The following is a 17,713-nucleotide window of genomic DNA, read 5'->3' on the forward strand; positions in this document are numbered from 1 at the left end:
CCCCGCCGGGCGGCGGCCGCTGATCACCGCGGCCGCCGCCCGGCGTTTCACGTCGTAAGTGTCGTAAGTGTCGTAAGTGTCGTAAGTGTCGTAAGGAAGCACCCATGGGCAAGCGCCGGGAAGCACCCGGGGAGACCGCGCTCCGCGAGGCCGTCGAGGCGGCCGTGCGACGGCTGTGCGCGCTCCCCGCGGCGGACGCCGAGGACGCCGCCGACGCCTCGGCCTCCGCGCTGGCGGCCTCGCCCGCCGGGCCGGAGGCGCTCGGCCGGGCGCTCCTGCGCGCCGCCGAGGCCGCGGTGCGCGGCGCCTGGGAGCGCGGCTGGCAGCCCGCGGACGCCGTCCGGCTCGCCCGGCGGGACGCCGCGCCCGCCGCGGCCCGCTTCGTCGTCGACGCCGTCGCGGCGGAGGCCCGCCGGTATCCGGCCGGGGCCTTCGACGCCCGCTGGGCCGGACAGCTCGACGCCCTGTCCGCGACGGTGTGGTGGGACGGCGACGGGGCGTTCCTGGACGGCTTCGCGCGGCGTGAGCGGATCGCCCGCTTCGAGGCCGTCGCGGTGGCCCTGGCGGCGCTGCGGCTGATCGCCCGCCTGCCGCGGATCGAGTCGGCGGGCCCCGTGCCGTCCCGCTCCGGACGCCCCGCCGCCGCCCTGCCCGTGACCGCCCCGCCGAAGGCACTCGGCCGGATCCGGGCGCTGCTCGCCAAGGCCGAGTCCACGGACTTCCCCGAGGAGGCAGAGGCGTTCTCCGCCAAGGCGCAGGAGTTGATGGCGCGTCACTCCATCGACGCGGCGCTGCTCCCGGCCGGGGACGCCACCGCGGGCGACGGCCCGGCCTCCTGCCGCCTCGGCGTCGAAGGCCCCTACGAGCCCGCGAAGGCCCTGCTCCTCGGCGCCGTCGCCGAGGCCAACCACTGCCGCGCGGTGTGGTCGTCCGAGCTCGGCTTCTCGACGGTCGTCGGCTTCGACGCGGATCTGGAACTCGTCGAGCTCATGTACACCTCGCTCCTCGTCCAGGCCGACACCGCCATGCGCCGCGCCGCCGACGCCCACCATCGCGACCGCCGCTCGCGCCGGACCCGCGACTTCCGCGAGTCCTTCCTGATCGCCTACGCGTCCCGCATCGGCGACCGCCTGTCCACCACGGCCCGCGACGTGACGGCCCGGCAGGCCCCCTCGGAAGTCCTCCCCGTCCTCGCCGCCCGCGACCTCGCCGTCGGCGAGACGGCCGAACGCCTCTTCCCCACCACCACGTCCCACCGCCTGCGCGGCCGCGACGCGGAGGGTTGGGCCCGGGGGCGGGAGGCGGCGGACGAGGCGCGGTTGCGGTAAGGGCCTACAGGGCGTCGTACGGCGGGACGATCCGGACCACGACGAGCAACTGGTCGCGCGGAGCGGCGAGGTAGGAGAACCAGCCGCCTGCGGCGTCCATGCGGCGCAGCCCTCCGGGCCGGGGGCCGTTCCCCAAATCGCCGATGTCGGCGCCCATGTGGGCCAGCTCCGCCAACTGGCCGGCCAGGCGCTCCGCTTCGGTCACGATTTCGGCGGGGATCCCTCCGGTGACATGTGCGGCATCCGGGTCGTACTCCCAGCGCCAGTCGCTGCTCACCGAGGGAGAAGGGACAGAGCCGTGTGCGCGTCGTCCAGCATCCGGCCGATCTCCGACGCCGCGCCGCGCGCCTGTGCCGCGTCGCCGGTCGTCGCCAGGTCCTCCAGTTCCCGGAAACGGGAGGCGAGCCGGGGCTGCCGCTGGATGTGCACGTAGACGGCCCACTGGGCGACGAACCGTTGCAGGGGCGCCAGGTCCGAACCCTGTCTGGACTGGTCCGCGGCCTGGTCGAGTTCGCGGGTGAACGCGGGAAGGGCCGCCGGGGCGATTTGCGCGACCGCCTGCCGCAGCGCCGTCACCGTCGCGGGGGGCTGGGGAATGAGGGGCTGACCGGCGGCCGACGTGGTCATTGCTTCTCCCATGGGCGCGATCTTCGTCCCCCTTCGTCAGCCTACCCAGGGGTATCGGGCCCTGCCCTCCGAACGGGTGACGGGCCGTCCCCGTGGCGCCCCGGAGCGCGGCATACTGCCGCCCATGCGAGTGGCCCTGATGACCGCCGGTTCGCGTGGGGACGCGGCGCCCTACACCGGGCTGGGACACGCCCTGGGGCGGGCGGGGCACGAGGTTTCCCTGGTCACCCATGGGCGTTTCGCTTCGCTGGCCGCCGACGCGGGGCTCGCGTTCCAGCCGCTGGCCACCGATCCGCGCGCGGCGATGGAGTCCGAGAAGGGGCGTGCCCTGCAGCGCTGTTCCACCGGCGCCGGACAGCTGGTCCGGGTGGTGGCGCCGCGCTCGGTGTCTCGCCCGGGCCCGTACCGCTGCGCCGCCTCACCGCGGACGCCCTGATCGCCGCCCTGGTGCGCGTCACCACCGACCCGTCCTACCGCGAGCGGGCCCGCGCCCTGGGGGTCCGGATCCGCGCGGAGGACGGAACGGCCGCTGTCGTCGCGGCGGTCGACCGGCTGGCCGGGGGCTGAGCGGGCCCGGCTACGGCCCGACCCGGCCGCCGCGGCCCGCCAGCGCCCCCGCGACCCCCATCGGCACCGCCAGGACCACCAGCGCGACCAGCCCCGCCGTCCAACCGCCGGTGAGGTCACGGGCGGCGCCGAAGGCGACGGGGCCCGCGGCGGCCAGCAGGTAGCCCACGCACTGGGACATCGCGGACAGGAGTCCCGCCTCGTGCGCCGTGCGGGCGCACAGGGACATGTAGGCGATGCCCAGGGAGAGCACGGCCCCCAGGCCGAGGCCCAGCAGGACGGCCCACACCACGGCCGCCGGCCCGGCCGGTGCCGACAGCATCCCGAGGAACGCGGCCATGCAGAGCACGGTCCCGGCGACCGCCAACCAGCTCTGCCGACGGGACCGTTGGGCCCACACCGGCACCAGCAGCGAGGTGATCACCGCGGAGCCCATGCAGACCGCCAGCAGGACCCCGGCGCCGCCCTCGGACCAGCCGTGGTCGACGGCGAACGACGGCAGCCAGGTGGTCGCCGTGTAGTACAGCAGGGACTGGAACGCGTAGAACAGGGCGACCGCCCAGGCCGTTCCGCTGCGCCACACCGAACCGCCCGTCCGCTCCGGAACCGCCGGCCGTGGCCGCCGGCGCCGGGAGCCGCGGCGCCCAGACCGCCAGCGCCACCAGCGCCGGGACGCTCCACAGGGCGAGGCCGCCCGCCCACGACAGCGACAGCGCGTCGCGCAGCGGGACGGTCGTGGCGGCCGCGACCGCGCCGCCGCCGACGAGCATGGTGGTGTGCAGGCCGGACATCAGCCCGACCCGTCGGTCGAAGTCCCTTTTGATCAACGCGGTGATGACCACGTTGGCCACCGCCACCGCCGTGCCGGCCAGGAACGATCCGGCGAACAGCGGGAACGTCGCCGGGACGAGCCGCACCGCGGTGCCGCACAGCAGCACCGCCAGGACCGCGACGAGCGTGCGCTCCATGCCCCAGCGCCGGGCCAGCCGGGGCGCGAGCGGGGCGAAGACGCCGAAGCAGATCAGCGGCAGCGTGGAGAGCGCGCCGGCGCCGCCGTTGGACAGGCCGGTGGCGTGCCGGATGTCGTCCAGGAGGGGGGAGACCGCCACGATGGCGGGCCGCATGTTGATCCCGACGAGCAGCACCGCGAGGGCGTAGGGGAGCAGGCGGCGGGGGGTGGAGGGCGGCCGTTCCGCCGCCCGGAGGGGCGAGGTCACCCCGGATTTCGAGTCGGGTGATGAGGTCACGAGCATCCTTCCGACGCTTGACTTAGACTCTGTCTAAGTTGCAACGTCGTCCAAAGTTGCTACGCTCGTGGCCCCCGAGGGAAGCCAGACTTGGAAGCTTTGTCATGTTTGCGCCGTCAAGGCGGGAGGCCGGGCCCCGGGGCGACGAGCTTCGCCCGGACGTTGAAGGAGAGCCCTGAATGAACTGCTACGACTGCCATGCCACCGACGGCGCCGCCGTGACCGCGGTCGCCGTCTGCCACGGCTGCAGCTCCGGCCTCTGCCCCGCGCACCTCCGCGTCACCCGCCCGGAACTCCACCGTCCGAACGGCGTGGGCGCCGCCCACGGGCATGCGCGGGTGCGGCGGGTGTGGTGCGTCACTTGTTACGCGGCCCAGGCGAGTGGCATGCCTGTCGCGTCGGCGGTCTAACGAGGCCTTTTTGTCTGTCGGTTGAGCGGAAACGCCGGGCGTCAGCTGCCGCTTGCCGGGGCGATCCCCACCGGGCAGGAGACGCCCGTACCGCCGATCCCGCAGTAACCCGCCGGGTTCTTCTCCAGGTACTGCTGGTGGTGTTCCTCGGCCGGGAAGAACGGGCCCGCCGGGCGGATCTCCGTCGTGATGTCGCCGTAGCCCGAGCCGCGGAGGACGGACCGGTAGGCGTCGCGGGAGGACTCGGCGGCCGACTGCTGCTCGGGGGAGTGGGTGTAGATCGCCGAACGGTACTGCGTGCCGCGGTCGTTGCCCTGGCGGAAGCCCTGGGTGGGGTCGTGGGACTCCCAGAAGAGCTTGAGCAGGGACTCGTAGGAGACGAGGGCGGGGTCGAAGACGACGCGGACGGCCTCCGCGTGGCCGGTCAGGCCGCTGCAGACCTCCTCGTAGGTGGGGTTCGGCGTGCGGCCGCCCTGGTAGCCGGCCAGGGTCGTCCAGACGCCGGGGGTCTGCCAGAAGCGGCGCTCGGCGCCCCAGAAGCAGCCCAGGCCGAAGTCGGCGACGGCCAGGCCCTCCGGGTACGGGCCGGCGAGCGGGTTGCCGAGGACCGCGTGGCGGCCGGCGAGCGGGAAGGCCGGCTCGGGGCGGCCCTTCAGGGCCTCCTCCTCGGTGGGCAGGCGGTGGTCGTGGCGGTGGTGGGGGAAGAGCATCACGACTCCAGGTCCGGGAAGGGGCGGTGCATCGGGGGGAACGTGCGGATGTCCGGCGGAATTCCCGGGTCAGCGGACCCCGTGCTCCCAGCCCGCGACCGCCCGCGCGCGGTACGCCGCGTACGCCGCGACCGGGTCCGGCTCGTACGTCCACGGGATCGCGCCGATGTGGCCGTCCACCGCGCGGAACTGCTCCAGCGCCGGGCCGTACTGCTCGCCGTTGACCAGGAACCAGGCGAGCAGGTGCCGGACGTGCGGGAGGACGGGGTGGTCGGCGGGGGCGTGGGCCGCGGCATAGAGGGCGGCCTCGACGGCCTGGCGGACCACGGCGCCGTCGAAGAGGCTGCGGACGAGGACGACGTCGGGCAGGTGGTCGTGGACCGCGAAGAGGGGGAGCGCGGGGAGCAGGCTGCCCGCGGGGGCGCCGCCGGCCGCGCGCCGGGCGAAGGCGTCCGCCTCCTCCTGGAGCCGTGCCACTTCGCGCTCCAGTAGCGCAGGGCCGCCAGGTGCGCCCCCATGTGCTGCGGTGCGCGGGAGACCACGGTCTCCCAGACGGACTGGAACTCCGCCGCGCTCGCGCCGAGGCCGCGGGCCACGCCCAGTTCGATGATGTACGGGGTCGGGTCGCCGGGGGCGAGGAGGGCGGCCTCCGCGCAGACCGTCCGGGCCTCCTCCAGGATCATGCGGTAGTCCTGCGAGGACGGGTCGCGCAGCGCCTGCTGGACGAGGAACTCGGCCTGGACGGCCGCGCCGCCCGCGTCCTTGGGTGCCACCACCCGCCAGTGGCGCAGCCACATGCCGCCCGTGCCGGGCGTCTCGGCGAGCTCCTGCGCCGCCGCCCCGGCCAGCGTCTGCACCCGCTGCCAGCGGAGCTCGGCGGCGGTGCCGGCGGGGGGTGCGGGCCAGCAGCTCGGCGGCGGGCTTCCAGTCCTGGGTGCGGCGGGCCTCCTCGACGGCGGCGAGCAGCTCCGGGTCGGGGCCCGGGAGGCGGACGTCCAGGCGCTCGGCGGGGACGAAGCCGTGGCCGTGCGCCGGGTCGAGGGCCGCGCCCGCGCCCCGGAACGCGTCCTGCTGTGCGCGCCGACGGCGCATCGCGGGCACGACGAGGATGCCGCAGACGATGACGAGGGCGAGCAGGATCGCCAGAAACTCCATGTGCTGTCCCGGTTTGAATGGCTGAGATGACGGATTGCCGACGACGTTAGGACGAGGCAGTCTGCCCGATCGTTCCTGGCGCACCCTTCCCGCAGGTCATCCGGTGCGCCGGAGAATCGTTCATGTGCCGGTTACAAGTGAACAGCAGCATTCCGGTAATGCGGGTACTACTCTCGGGCCAATGAGCGACCAGCATGCCTTCGAGACCCTCGCCATTCACGCCGGGCAGGAGCCGGACCCGCTGACCGGGGCCGTCGTGCCGCCCATCTACCAAGTGTCCACCTACAAGCAGGACGGCGTCGGCGGCCTGCGCGGCGGCTACGAGTACAGCCGCAGCGCCAACCCCACCCGCACCGCCCTGGAGGAGAACCTGGCGGCACTGGAGGGCGGCGCCCGGGGCCTCGCCTTCGCCTCCGGCCTGGCTGCCGAGGACTGCCTGCTGCGCACCCTGCTCAGCCCCGGTGACCACGTGGTCATCCCGAACGACGCCTACGGCGGAACGTTCCGGCTGTTCGCCAAGGTCGTCAGCCGCTGGGGCGTCGAGTGGTCCGTCGCCGACTCCTCCGACCCGGCCGCCGTCCGGGCCGAGCTGCGGCCGAACACCAAGGTCGTCTGGGTCGAGACCCCCTCCAACCCGCTGCTCGGCATCACGGACATCGCCGCCGTCGCCCAGGTCGCGCACGAGGGCGGGGCGAAGCTGGTGGTGGACAACACCTTCGCCAGCCCCTACCTCCAGCAGCCGCTGTCGCTCGGCGCCGACGTGGTCGTCCACTCGACCACCAAGTACATGGGCGGCCACTCCGACGTGGTCGGCGGCGCGCTCGTCACCTCCGACGCCGGTCTCGCCGAGGAACTGGCCTTCCATCAGAACGCGATGGGCGCCGTCGCCGGCCCCTTCGACTCCTGGCTGACGCTGCGCGGCATCAAGACCCTCGCCGTCCGCATGGACCGGCACAGCGCCAACGCCGCGCGCATCGCGGAGCTGCTGGTCGCGCACCCCAAGGTGACCGAGGTCTTCTACCCGGGCCTGCCGGAGCACCGGCTCCACGAGGTCGCGGCCAAGCAGATGCGGGCCTTCGGCGGCATGATCTCCTTCCGCGTCCAGGGCGGCGAGGAGGCGGCGGTCGAGGTCTGCAACCGCGCGCAGCTGTTCACCCTCGGCGAGTCGCTGGGCGGCGTCGAGTCGCTCATCGAGCACCCGGGCCGGATGACGCACGCCTCCACGGCCGGCTCCCAGCTGGAGGTCCCGGCGGACCTCGTGCGCCTCTCGGTGGGCATCGAGTCGGTCGACGACCTGCTGGCGGACGTCAAGCAGGCGCTCGGATAAGGCGCTTGACCGCGAGGGGGCTCACCACCCCTCCAGGGGCGGGGCGGTGTCGTGCGGGTGCACCGCCCACGGCTCGGTGAGCGCGGCCCAGACGCAGAACGCGACGACCGCGGCGGCCAGCAGCGCCCACCCCAGCGCGCGCAGCGTCCGCCGCACGCGCAGCAGCCGGCGGCCGCGCCCGGCGGCCCGCGCGGCCAGCCCGGGCGGGACCGCCGGACGGCAGGAGACGAGCAGCCGGCGGACGGCCTCGTGGTCGCGCTCGTAGGAGTTCACCGGGGGACCCGGGGCCGCGCGCACAGGGCGGCGACCGCCCGGGCGCAGACCGCCCGCACCCGCTCCGGCGACAGCCCCAGACCGGCCGCGGCCTGCTCCTCCGCGAACCCCTCGTGCAGCCGCAGGACGACGACGAGGCGCTCGCGCGGGGTCAGCCGGCCCAGGACGCCGTCGCGGGCACGGCGGTACCGCCGGGAGGAGCGCGCGAAGCGGGCGACGAGCTCCTGCCGGGCCAGGTCGTACGGATCGTCGCCGCCGAGGCGGTCCCAGGCGGCGTAGGTGCTCGCCAGGGCGACGGTGAGCAGCTGCTCGGCGGCGGCCGCGTCGCAGGTCAGCAGCAGCGCGGTGCGCAGCAGTCGGCCGCCCGCGCCGGCCACGAAGGCGTCGAACTCCCGGTCGCGGCGCGCTGCTCGCCCCTCATGCATCCGGGGAACGCATCCCCTGCGGTGAACGCATCCGGTGAACCCCCGTGTGCCTCGGCGACCGGGCGGTCGCCCCCGCGCGGGTGTCCGGCGGGGGACACCTCCATGACAGGCGCGGGCGCCCGGGGGGTCAAGAGGCCGGCGGCACCTGCGGGAGCGCGCTGTGCACGTCGGAGAGCGCGGAGTTGAAGCGGGTGAGCAGGGTGCAGAACACCGCGCGCTCCTCCTCGGTCCAGCCCTCGGTGCACAGCTCCATCAACTGCCGGCGCGAGGCGCGGACCTCGTCGAGGCGGGCCTTGCCGCGCGGCGAGAGCTGGAGGACGACCGCACGGCCGTCCTCGGGGTGCGAGGTGCGCTTGACCAGTCCGGTGTCGACGAGCGGAGCCACCTGACGGGTGACCGTCGAGGAGTCGATGCCCATGCCCGCGGCGAGCGCCTTGACGCCCATCGGGCCTTCCTGGTCGAGGCGGTTGAGCAGCAGGTAGGCGGCGCGGTCCATGGAGTTGTGGATCCGGCCGACGCCGCCGAGGCGGGTCTGTTCTGCGCGGCGGGCGAAGACGGCAACCTGGTGCTGGAGAGTGTCGAGGACACCTGGTGCGAGGTCGGTCGTCATGTCCGGAGGGGTGGGCATGGCTGGGGACTCACTTCGTGCGGCGGGCTGGAATTGCTCGTGAATGGGGGACAGAGTACGCGGCCCGGCGGGCGTGCGTACCGCTGCTCGGCAAACCGGTGGATTGGTGGGGGCAGGGGGGTCCATGAGGGGCCCCGGCCTGCGAGACTGGGCGGCATGGCTGCACGAGTTGGTGACGGGGACGGCACGGCGGCGTCCCCCGCGTCCGCATCCCGCCCGCAGGACGGTCCGGGGCGCGGCCCCGCGCCCGGCGGAAGCCCTCTTTCCGTGACGCTCGACGCCGTGCGCGACGCGCAGAAGGTGCTCTCGGGCGTCGCCCGGACCACCGCCCTGGAGGGCAGCCGCCACCTGTCCGCCCTGATCGGCGCCCCGGTCCACCTCAAGTGCGAGAACCTGCAGCGCACCGGGTCGTTCAAGGTCCGCGGCGCCTATGTGCGCATCGCGGGGCTGTCCGCCCGGGAGCGCGCGGCCGGCGTCGTCGCCGCCAGTGCCGGCAACCACGCGCAGGGCGTCGCGCTCGCCGCCTCCCTGCTGGGGGTGCGCTCGACGGTCTTCATGCCCGAGGGCGCGCCGCTGCCGAAGGTGGCGGCCACCCGGGAGTACGGAGCCGAAGTGCGGTTGCACGGACAGGTGGTGGACGAGTCGCTGCGCGCCGCGCAGGAGTACGCCCGGCGCACGGGCGCGGTCTTCATCCACCCCTTCGACCACCCCGACGTCATCGCGGGGCAGGGCACCGTGGGCCTGGAGATCCTGGAGCAGTGCCCGGAGGTGCGCACCATCGTGGTGGGCATCGGCGGGGGCGGTCTGGCGGCCGGGATCGCCGTGGCGGTCAAGGCGTTGCGGCCGGACGTACGGGTCGTGGGCGTGCAGGCGGCGGGCGCCGCCGCGTACCCGCCGTCGCTGAAGGCGGGCCGTCCGGTGACGCTGGGGGCGCCGGCGACGATGGCGGACGGGATCAAGGTCGGGCGGCCCGGCGACGTGCCGTTCGGGATCGTCGAGCGGCTGGTGGACGAGGTCCGCACCGTCTCGGAGGACCAGATAGCCGCCGCGTTGCTGCTCTGCCTGGAGCGGGCGAAGCTGGTGGTGGAGCCGGCCGGGGCGACCCCGGTGGCGGCGCTGCTGGCGGCCCCCTCGTCGTTCGAGGGGCCGGTCGTCGCGGTGCTGTCGGGCGGGAACGTGGACCCGCTGCTGATGCAGGGCGTCCTGCGGCACGGCATGGCGGCCGCGGGCCGCTACCTCTCGCTGCGGCTGCGGCTGACCGACCGCCCGGGGGCGCTGGCCGCGCTGCTGGAGGTGCTGTCGGCGGCGGACGCCAACGTCCTGGACGTCAGCCATGTGCGCACCGATCCCCGGCTCGGTCTCACCGAGGCGGAGGTCGAGCTGCACCTGGAGACGAAGGGGCCGGAGCACTGCTCGGCCGTGCGCGCGGCGCTGCGCGAGGCGGGGTATCTCGTCACGCCCTGAGGGGAGTTGAGGTCCGGCGTCCGTGCCCCTCGGGTTCCGCACGGGGTTCCGCACAAGTGGAGTGGAATATCCGGAATTTCCGTTCAGAGAGCGGAATGTGGTCGGTGACCGTAAAATTCTGTATTACGTCACCGAACGGGGAGAAGCTCCATGCCGGGCGCGATATACGCCGAAGGCCTGGTCAAGGTCTTCGGCGACGTAAGGGCTCTGGACGGCGTCGACCTCGACGTCCCGGAAGGGACGGTCCTGGGGCTGCTCGGCCCCAACGGCGCGGGGAAGACCACCACCGTGCGCGTGCTGACCACGCTCATCCGGCCCGACCACGGGTCGGCCTCCGTGGCCGGCATCGACGTGCTCAAGAAGCCCGACGCGGTGCGGCACAGCATCGGGGTGTCGGGCCAGTTCGCCGCCGTCGACGAGTATTTGACGGGGCGCGAGAACCTCCGCATGGTCGGCCGGCTCTACCAGCTCGGCGGACGGGAGGCCAAGAAGCGGGCGGGCGAACTGCTGGACCGCTTCAACCTCGCCGACGCCGCCGACCGGCCCGCCAAGACCTACTCGGGCGGCATGCGCCGCCGGCTGGACCTCGCCGCGGCGCTGGTCGTCAGCCCGCCCGTGATGTTCATGGACGAGCCGACGACGGGCCTCGACCCGCGCAACCGCCAGCAGTTGTGGGAGGTCATCGAGGAACTGGTGGCCGGCGGGACGACGTTGCTGCTCACCACCCAATACCTGGAGGAGGCCGACCGCCTCGCCCACGACATCGCCGTCGTCGATCACGGCCGGGTCATCGCCCGGGGCACGTCCGACCAGTTGAAGGCGCGGACCGGCGGGGAGCGCGTCGAGGTCGTCGTGCACCGGCGCGAGCACATCGTCCCCGCGGACGAGGTGCTGCGGCGGTTCGGCGACGGCGATTCCGCCGTCGAGGAGCACACCCGCAGGATCACGGTGCCGGTCTCGGGCGGCGCCCGGCTGCTCGCCGAGATCATCCGCGAACTGGACGCCCACGGCATCGGGATCGACGACATCGGGCTGCGCCGCCCGACCCTGGACGACGTCTTCATCTCGCTCACCGGCCATGCCGCGGAAGCGGAGGAGCAGCAGGAAGGGGCCGTGCCATGACCGTCGTCGGAGGCACTCCGCACCGCACCCCGGTGCCCCGCAGAGGCGGGGCCGTCGGCCAGTCCGTCCACGACTCCCTGGTCGTCGCCTGGCGGAACGTGATCCGGATGGCCCGGATACCCGAGGTGGTCGTGTTCGCGCTGATACAACCCATCATGTTCGTGGTGCTGTTCAGCTATGTCTTCGGCGGCTCGATCGCCGTCGGCGGCAGTACGAAGCCCTCGCTCTACCGCGAGTTCCTGATGGCCGGCATCTTCGCGCAGACGGTCACCTTCGCCACCGCCGGCGCGGGCGCGGGCATCGCGGACGACATGCACAAGGGGCTCATCGACCGCTTCCGTTCACTGCCGATGGCGCGCGGCGCCGTCCTCACCGGCCGGACCCTCGCCGACCTGGTGCAGACCGCGCTGACCCTGGTGGTGCTCGCGGTGGTCGCCCTCATCGTGGGCTGGCGGATCCACGACGGGGTGCCGAAGGCGCTGGCGGGCTTCGTGCTGCTGCTCCTGCTCGGGTACGCGTTCTCGTGGATCGGCGCGCTGATCGGGCTGTCCGTGCGGACCCCGGAGGCGGCCACCTCCGGCGGGCTGATCTGGCTCTTCCCGCTGACGTTCATCTCGAACGCCTTCGTGCCGTCCGGCAACATGCCGACGGTGCTGCGGGTGATCGCCGAGTGGAATCCGTTCAGTTCCACGGTGCAGGCCGCGCGCGAGCTCTTCGGAAACCTGCCGGCGGGCTATCCGGTGCCCTCGTCCTGGCCGATGCAGCACCCGGTGTGGGCGTCACTGATCTGGTCGGCGCTGATCATCGCGGTCTTCCGGTGGCTGTCGGTGCGCAAGTACCGCTCGGCGACGGGCTGATCCTCGGCGGGCCGTCGGCCGGCCGGAACGCCCACGGCCCCGGACCATATGCGGTCCGGGGCCGTGGGCGGCGTCGGCGGCTCAGCCCTGGTAGGGCTTGGCGTCCAGGATGCGGACCTTGGCCTTCTTGCCGTTCGGCAGCTCGTACTCGGCGTCCTCGCCGATCTTCTTGCCGTTCACACCGGTGCCCAGGGGCGACTGCGGGGAGTACGTCTCGATGTCCGAGCTGGCGTACTCGCGGGAGGCGAGCAGGAACGCCAGGGTGTCCTCGGGGTCCCCGTCGAAGGCGATGGTGACGACCATGCCGGGGGCGACCACGCCGGTGGCGGCCGGGGCCTCGCCGACCTTCGCGTGCTCGAGCAGCTGGGTCAGCTGGCGCACACGGAGCTCCTGCTTGCCCTGCTCCTCCTTGGCCGCGTGGTACCCGCCGTTCTCGCGCAGGTCACCTTCCTCGCGCGCCGCGGCGATCTTGGCCGCGATCTCCGTGCGAGCGGGACCAGACAGGTAGTCCAGCTCGGCCTTGAGCTGGTCGTACGCCTCCTGAGTCAGCCAGGTGACGTTGTCGCTGGTCTGGGTCACAGGTGCTCCTCGTCGGTGCTGGGGAAAACTTGGGGTCTCGGATACAAATGAACGCCCTACTCAGAAGGGTGCACCTCCAAAGGCGGGCGAAACCACGAGCCTAACAATTACGTCCGGAATGGGGGAAGAAGCCGCGGGGAGAAACCGCGCAAGAAACGCATCAACGCAGGTCAGCGGTGGTGTGTCAAGAATCGCTCGGGGGCGTCGGGGCTCCCGGGGCGGCCCGGCTCAGCCGCTCTTCACGGTGCGGCAGCCCTCGAGGTCCGTGAAGCGGGCCCGGGCGGTGGTGCGGAGCGTGACGAACTCGGTGAAGTGCTCCTCGGGGCGGTCGAGCGTCACGTCCAGGCGCGAGACCTCGGAGCCGTCGTTGGCGCGCGAGCGCAGGGTGCACACGGCCTTGTCGCCCTTGCCCTTGCGAATCTCCAGGACCGCCTGGACCGAGGTGTCGGACACCGTCTTCGACCGGATCAGCTGGCCGCTCACGTCCGACGTGGTGATGTAGTGCACAGCCGACCACCCGACGAAGCCGAGCAGGACCGCGCCCAGCACACCACCGATGATCTTGAGCTTGCGGTCGGCGCGTTCGTCCGCCGAGCGGCCGTAACGCCCCTCGGGCAGTGCCTCGCGCTGCGCAGCCATGATCTTTCCCTCCCGGGCGCGATGTGTGAACGCGGAATGAAACGGCTCCCGCTTCGGTCACTATAGGAGGCGTCTGCCGAGACGAGTGACTGAGGATCGAGCCTTGACTGAGCAGCTGCGAATGATGGCCGTTCACGCCCACCCCGACGATGAGTCGAGCAAGGGTGCGGCCACGATGGCCAAGTACGTGTCCGAGGGGGTGGACGTGCTGGTCGCCACCTGCACGGGTGGGGAACGCGGTTCCATCCTCAACCCCAAGCTCCAGGGGGATCCCTACATCGAGGAGCACATCCACGAGGTCCGCGCCAAGGAGATGGCGGAGGCGCGGGACATCCTGGGCGTCAAGCAGGAGTGGCTGGGCTATGTGGACTCCGGGCTGCCCGAGGGCGACCCGCTGCCGCCGCTGCCCGAGGGCTGCTTCGCGTTGGAGGACGTCGAGGAGGCGGCGGGGACGCTGGTGAAGCTGATCCGCGAGTTCAAGCCGCACGTGATCACCACGTACGACGAGAACGGCGGCTACCCGCACCCCGACCACATCATGACCCACCAGATCTCGATGGTGGCCTTCGATGCGGCCGGCGACCCCGAGCGCTACCCCGAGGCCGGCGAGCCCTGGCAGCCGCAGAAGCTCTACTACAACCAGGGCTTCAACCGGCAGCGCACCCAGACCCTGCACGACGCGCTGATCGAGCGCGGCCTGGATTCCCCGTACGGCGAGTGGCTGGAGCGCTGGGACAGCATCGGCCGCGACCGCAACCTGACAACCTTCGTCCCGTGCGGCGACTTCTTCGAGATCCGTGACAAGGCGCTGATCGCCCACGCCACGCAGATCGACCCGGACGGTGGCTGGTTCCGCGTGCCGCTGGACATTCAGCGCGAGGTCTGGCCGACCGAGGAGTACGAGCTCGCCAAGTCCCTCGTGAGCACCACCCTCCCCGAGGACGACCTCTTCGCGGGCATCCGCAACAATTGACCCCATGATGAGCGCGACTGCCTCCCTCGCTGTCACCCACCTCGTGCCGCTCGCCGGCGAGGAGCTTGACAAGAACAAGGTCACCCCCGGTGTGCTCGGCTTCATCGTCTTCGCCGTCATCGGCGCCGCCGTCTGGCTGCTGATGAAGTCGATGACCAAGCACATGAAGAAGGTCGACTTCGAGGAGGCGCCGGAGGCCTCCGCCGCTGGCGCGGGTCTGGCGGCGGCCGCCGCCGACCCGTCGGCCCGCGGCCCGGAGACCAAGCCCGCCAAGGGCTGACCCGGCTCCGGCCGGCCCGGTCCGGAGGCACCCCCAGGGTGCCGCCGGACCCTTCGGCGTGCCCGGCCCGGCCCGGCCCGGGCCGGCCCGGCCTCTGCTGGCAGCCCCTGCCGCCGGCCCGGCGCTTGCCGCTTTGTTCAGGGCCTTCCGCCGGGGGCTCCTTCCAGGGGCGCCCTACCAGGTCTTCCGTCGGGGCTCCCTCCAGGGGTCTTCCGCTGGGGGCTTCCTCTCAGGGCCCTTCGTCCGGGATCTTCCGGTGGCTCTTCGCCGCGGGCGCTTCGCCCCCGGCGTTCCGCCCCGGCGGGCCGGGCTCCGGTGGGCCGGGCTCCGGTGGGTTGCGGGCGGCACCCCGCTACGGGATTCACCGGGGGAGCACGGCCACCACCTCCCGCGCGTGCCGGCTCGGCACCATGCCCAGGCGCCACGCCTGCCAGCCGGACTCCGGCTCCACGCCCCGCTCCAGCACCAGCGCGAACGCCTCCGCGTACTGCTCCAGCGACGGATCGACCGCCCAGTCGGCGGACCGCAGCTCCACCCGCAGCCGGGCGAGCTCCTCCTCGGCGACCGCCGTTCCCACCACCGAACCGCCCGGTGACGCCAGCGGCAGCAAGGTGCAGCGCAGGAACCGCGCCCAGCTCTCCCCGCGCCGGTCGCCCAGCGCCCCGAACAGCCGGGCCGCCACGTCCACCAGCTCCAGCGCCTGCGCCGCGCGCCCGTTGCCCGCGTCGATCACGGCGAGCTCCACGCACGACCAGGCCTCGCCGTGCTCCACGCCCACCCGCTGGAAGTCCAGCCGGGCGTCCTGGAGGAGCTGCCGGGCGAAGCCGCTGTTGCGCAGGCTGCCCGTCTGGGCCGCCCGCTGGTCCCGGGTGACCCGGGCCGAGTGGTGCCGGGCGCACGCCAGCCCGTAGACGTCGCGCATGCGGTTGAACATCGTGCGCGACCGCTCCAACTCCCGCAGTGCAGCCGGGAGATCGCCCGATTCCTCCAGCGCCTGCCCCAGGTGGAACAGCGTCCAGGCCTCGCCCCGCGCGTCCTCGTGCTCCCGGTGCCGGACGACCGCCTGCCGCAGCCCGTCCGCCGCGGCCGACGCGTCCCCGGCGGTCAGCCGGGCCCGCGCCAGCTGGGTCAGGGCCCAGGCCGCGCCCCGGCCGTCCTGGGTGCGCCCGTACAGCTCCAGGGCCTCCCGCAGCTCCTCCTCGGCGGGCGTCGCCCGGCCCATCCGCAGCAGCACCTGGCCCCGGTGGAAGTGCGCCCACGCCTGGCCGTGCAGGCTCTCGCTGTCCAGGTGCAGCTCCAGGGCGACAGCCAGCAGGTCCAGCGCCTCCGCCAGCCGGCCGCGGTCCCGCTCGACCGCCGCCAGCGCGTGCATCGTCCACGCCCGGTCGCCGCTCAGCTCCGGCGCGGTCTGCAACTCCAGTGCCTCGCGGAGCTTTTCGGCCGCCTCGCGCATGTTGCCCTGGTGCTGGAGCGTGATGCCCAGGTCGCGCAGCGCCCGCGCGGCGCCCGCCGGGTGCTGTGCGTCGAAGTACAGGTCCACGACGGAGGTCAGCGTCGTACGGGACTTGTCCAGCTCGCCCCAGCTGGCGGGCCGCGACGCCGGTGCGCCACTGCACCGAGCGGTTGAGCAGCTCCCGGTCCGTGGACTGCGTCAACTCGCTGAGCTCGCCCAGCCGGTAGAGATCGCCGCGCAGCAGGCAGTAGTCGCACAGGGCGCCCAGCAGGTGCAGCACGGCCGACTGGTCCACCCCCTCCGCGTGCCGCAGCGCCGCCGTGATGAAGCTCGACTCGTCGTCCAGCCAGCGCAGCGCCGCGTCCAGCGAGGCGAAGCCGTGACCGCCGGCGGCACCCCTGGCGAACGCGTCCGCGCGCGTGGAGGTCTTGCCGTCGACCATGCGGATCACCGAGTCGGCCAGCTCCGCGTAGCTGCGGATCAGCCGCTCCTGGGCGGCGCCCCGCTCGCCGGGGGACTCCTCCTCGTGCAGCCGGGCGTGGGCGAAGTCGCGCACGAGGTCGTGCATCCGGAACCGGCCCGGGCGCACCGGCTCGATCAGGCCCGCGCGCGCCAGCTCCGTCAGCGTGCGCGCCGCCTCCTTCTGGTCCGCCGCGAGCAGCGCCGCCGCCGCGGCCGCGCCCAGCGAGGCCCGTCCGCCCAGCGCGAGCCGGCGCAGCAGCCTGCGGGCGTCCTCGTTCTGGTCGAGGTAGCGCAGCCACAGGGCCCGCTCGACCGGGCCGCCCTGCCCGGCGGCGGCCAGCTCCGCGGCCAGCGTCCGCGCGGTGCGCGGGCCCAGCGAGGAACCCGCCACGCGCAGCGCCAGCGGCAGTCCTCCGCACAACTCCCCCACATCGTCGAGGAGATGGGCGTCGCCGAGTGCGCCGTCGTCCTCCTCGGCCGCCGATCGCAGCAGCTCCCGCGCCCCCGGCCCATCCAGCGGGCCGACCTCCAGCTGGTGGGCCCAGGCCACCAGGTCCGGTGGGAGGGGGAGCGGGGCGGGGGCCGTGACCAGCACCAGGCTCTCGGAGCGCTCGGGCACGAGCGCGCGGACCTGCTCCGCGTCGGAGGCGTCGTCGAGCACGATCGTGACCGGCAGCCCCGTCAGGTGCTGGTGGTAGACCTCCGACAGCCGCTTGAGGTGCTGGTCCTGTGACGACCGCTCCCGGAAGAGGAGTTGGTCGCGCGGGGCGCCGAGCCGGTTGAGCAGGTGCAGCAGGGCGTCCCGGGTGGTCAGCGGCGGCTCGTCGTGGCTCTCGCCCCGCAGGTCCACCACGCACGCGCCCCGGAACTGGTCGCGCAGCTGGTGGGCGGCGCGCAGCGCGAGGGCGGAGCGGCCCGAGCCCGGCGGGCCGTGCAGCACCACGACCACCGGCTTGGTCTCCGTGCTCGCCCGGGCCTGGTGCACCCATTGGGCGATCCGGTCGAGCTGCTCCTTGCGGCCGGTGAACGGGCCCTGGACGGACGGCAGATCGTCGAATGAGCGGGCCAGGACGCTGCGCCGGCGGGCGGCCGCGCTGCGGTCGCCGCCGCGCAGCGGCAGGGTGGAGGCCGTGTCCTTGCCGGTCTTGGCCTCGGGGGCGGGGCGCGTCGTTCCCCGGAGCATCCGC

General features: G+C 73.6%; 16 protein-coding genes and 4 pseudogenes. 9 read left to right on the forward strand and 11 right to left on the reverse strand.

From position 1 onward, the window contains the following. Positions 1-104 precede the first annotated feature (104 nt). Positions 105-1,328 (forward strand): DUF2786 domain-containing protein, encoded by a 1,224-nt coding sequence (locus ABD794_RS04665; RefSeq protein ID WP_344961018.1) that lies wholly within the window; start codon positions 105-107, stop codon positions 1,326-1,328. A gap of 4 nt (positions 1,329-1,332) precedes the next feature. Here the strand turns inward: ABD794_RS04665 and ABD794_RS04670 are convergent, their stop codons facing one another. Both ABD794_RS04670 and ABD794_RS04675 read right to left on the reverse strand, forming a co-directional pair. Next, positions 1,333-1,605, reverse strand: coding sequence for a hypothetical protein (locus ABD794_RS04670; RefSeq protein WP_344961019.1), 273 nt, complete (start codon positions 1,603-1,605; stop codon positions 1,333-1,335). Beyond that, entirely contained in the window at positions 1,602-1,955 is a 354-nt protein-coding gene (locus ABD794_RS04675; RefSeq protein WP_344961020.1) for a hypothetical protein, read from the reverse strand. Before ABD794_RS04675 ends, ABD794_RS04670 begins: the two co-directional genes overlap by 4 nt. Positions 1,956-2,094: 139 nt before the next feature. Between ABD794_RS04675 and ABD794_RS04680 the strand changes: the two are divergent. Continuing rightward, positions 2,095-2,331: pseudogene (locus tag ABD794_RS04680) on the forward strand (glycosyltransferase); the annotation flags it as partial. A 201-nt stretch (positions 2,332-2,532) separates the two neighbouring features. Here ABD794_RS04680 and ABD794_RS18555 read toward each other — a convergent pair. Next, positions 2,533-3,775, reverse strand: a pseudogene (locus ABD794_RS18555) (MFS transporter). 173 nt (positions 3,776-3,948) lie between these two features. Here ABD794_RS18555 and ABD794_RS04695 point away from each other — a divergent pair. Further along, on the forward strand, positions 3,949-4,179 hold the full coding sequence (locus ABD794_RS04695) for a DUF2180 family protein (RefSeq protein ID WP_344961023.1): 231 nt from the start codon (positions 3,949-3,951) through the stop codon (positions 4,177-4,179). 41 nt (positions 4,180-4,220) lie between these two features. On the opposite strand, the gene msrA is transcribed toward ABD794_RS04695, so the two are convergent. Further along, positions 4,221-4,889: a peptide-methionine (S)-S-oxide reductase MsrA gene (gene msrA / locus ABD794_RS04700; RefSeq protein WP_344961024.1), complete on the reverse strand. Its 669-nt coding sequence runs from the start codon at positions 4,887-4,889 to the stop codon at positions 4,221-4,223. A gap of 69 nt (positions 4,890-4,958) precedes the next feature. After that, positions 4,959-6,044 (reverse strand): annotated as a pseudogene (locus ABD794_RS04705) (hypothetical protein). Between the two features lie 181 nt (positions 6,045-6,225). Between ABD794_RS04705 and ABD794_RS04710 the strand changes: the two are divergent. Beyond that, positions 6,226-7,371, forward strand: a complete 1,146-nt coding sequence (locus tag ABD794_RS04710) for a cystathionine gamma-synthase (protein WP_344961025.1) — start codon at positions 6,226-6,228, stop codon at positions 7,369-7,371. Between the two features lie 21 nt (positions 7,372-7,392). Here the strand turns inward: ABD794_RS04710 and ABD794_RS04715 are convergent, their stop codons facing one another. The 3 genes from ABD794_RS04715 to ABD794_RS04725 all read right to left on the reverse strand — a co-directional run bounded on the left by ABD794_RS04715 (position 7,393) and on the right by ABD794_RS04725 (position 8,697). Continuing rightward, the gene (locus tag ABD794_RS04715; protein ID WP_344961026.1) at positions 7,393-7,644 is read right to left on the reverse strand and encodes a hypothetical protein; all 252 of its coding nucleotides are present in this window, start codon (positions 7,642-7,644) and stop codon (positions 7,393-7,395) included. Further along, a complete protein-coding gene (locus ABD794_RS04720) occupies positions 7,641-8,069 on the reverse strand; it encodes a sigma factor-like helix-turn-helix DNA-binding protein (RefSeq protein ID WP_344961027.1) in 429 nt (142 codons plus the stop codon). Before ABD794_RS04720 ends, ABD794_RS04715 begins: the two co-directional genes overlap by 4 nt. 127 nt (positions 8,070-8,196) lie before the next feature. After that, a complete protein-coding gene (locus ABD794_RS04725; RefSeq protein WP_344961028.1) occupies positions 8,197-8,697 on the reverse strand; it encodes a MarR family winged helix-turn-helix transcriptional regulator in 501 nt (166 codons plus the stop codon). Positions 8,698-8,853: 156 nt separating this feature from the next. Here ABD794_RS04725 and ilvA point away from each other — a divergent pair, with 156 nt between their 5' ends. The 3 genes from ilvA (at position 8,854) to ABD794_RS04740 (ending at position 12,140) form a co-directional block, all read left to right on the forward strand. Beyond that, positions 8,854-10,161, forward strand: coding sequence for a threonine ammonia-lyase (ilvA, locus tag ABD794_RS04730; protein ID WP_344961029.1), 1,308 nt, complete (start codon positions 8,854-8,856; stop codon positions 10,159-10,161). A gap of 150 nt (positions 10,162-10,311) precedes the next feature. Then, positions 10,312-11,283 carry an ATP-binding cassette domain-containing protein gene (locus tag ABD794_RS04735; RefSeq protein WP_344961030.1) on the forward strand — a complete coding sequence of 324 codons (972 nt, stop codon included), beginning with the start codon at positions 10,312-10,314 and terminating at the stop codon, positions 11,281-11,283. Beyond that, positions 11,280-12,140: an ABC transporter permease gene (locus ABD794_RS04740; RefSeq protein WP_344961031.1), complete on the forward strand. Its 861-nt coding sequence runs from the start codon at positions 11,280-11,282 to the stop codon at positions 12,138-12,140. Before ABD794_RS04735 ends, ABD794_RS04740 begins: the two co-directional genes overlap by 4 nt. Positions 12,141-12,221: 81 nt before the next feature. Here the strand turns inward: ABD794_RS04740 and greA are convergent, their stop codons facing one another. Both greA and ABD794_RS04750 read right to left on the reverse strand, forming a co-directional pair. Then, positions 12,222-12,719 carry a transcription elongation factor GreA gene (greA, locus tag ABD794_RS04745; protein WP_344961032.1) on the reverse strand — a complete coding sequence of 166 codons (498 nt, stop codon included), beginning with the start codon at positions 12,717-12,719 and terminating at the stop codon, positions 12,222-12,224. 228 nt (positions 12,720-12,947) lie between these two features. Continuing rightward, positions 12,948-13,358 carry a DUF4307 domain-containing protein gene (locus ABD794_RS04750; protein ID WP_344961033.1) on the reverse strand — a complete coding sequence of 137 codons (411 nt, stop codon included), beginning with the start codon at positions 13,356-13,358 and terminating at the stop codon, positions 12,948-12,950. A 103-nt stretch (positions 13,359-13,461) separates the two neighbouring features. Between ABD794_RS04750 and mca the strand changes: the two genes are divergently transcribed. Beyond that, positions 13,462-14,331, forward strand: coding sequence for a mycothiol conjugate amidase Mca (mca, locus tag ABD794_RS04755; RefSeq protein WP_344961034.1), 870 nt, complete (start codon positions 13,462-13,464; stop codon positions 14,329-14,331). A gap of 4 nt (positions 14,332-14,335) precedes the next feature. Beyond that, the gene (locus ABD794_RS04760) at positions 14,336-14,611 is read left to right on the forward strand and encodes a hypothetical protein (protein ID WP_344961035.1); all 276 of its coding nucleotides are present in this window, start codon (positions 14,336-14,338) and stop codon (positions 14,609-14,611) included. A 361-nt stretch (positions 14,612-14,972) separates the two neighbouring features. Here ABD794_RS04760 and ABD794_RS04765 read toward each other — a convergent pair. Further along, positions 14,973-17,709: pseudogene (locus ABD794_RS04765) on the reverse strand (tetratricopeptide repeat protein). Positions 17,710-17,713: the final 4 nt, after the last annotated feature.

The sequence above is a fragment of the Streptomyces thioluteus genome (assembly GCF_039535865.1).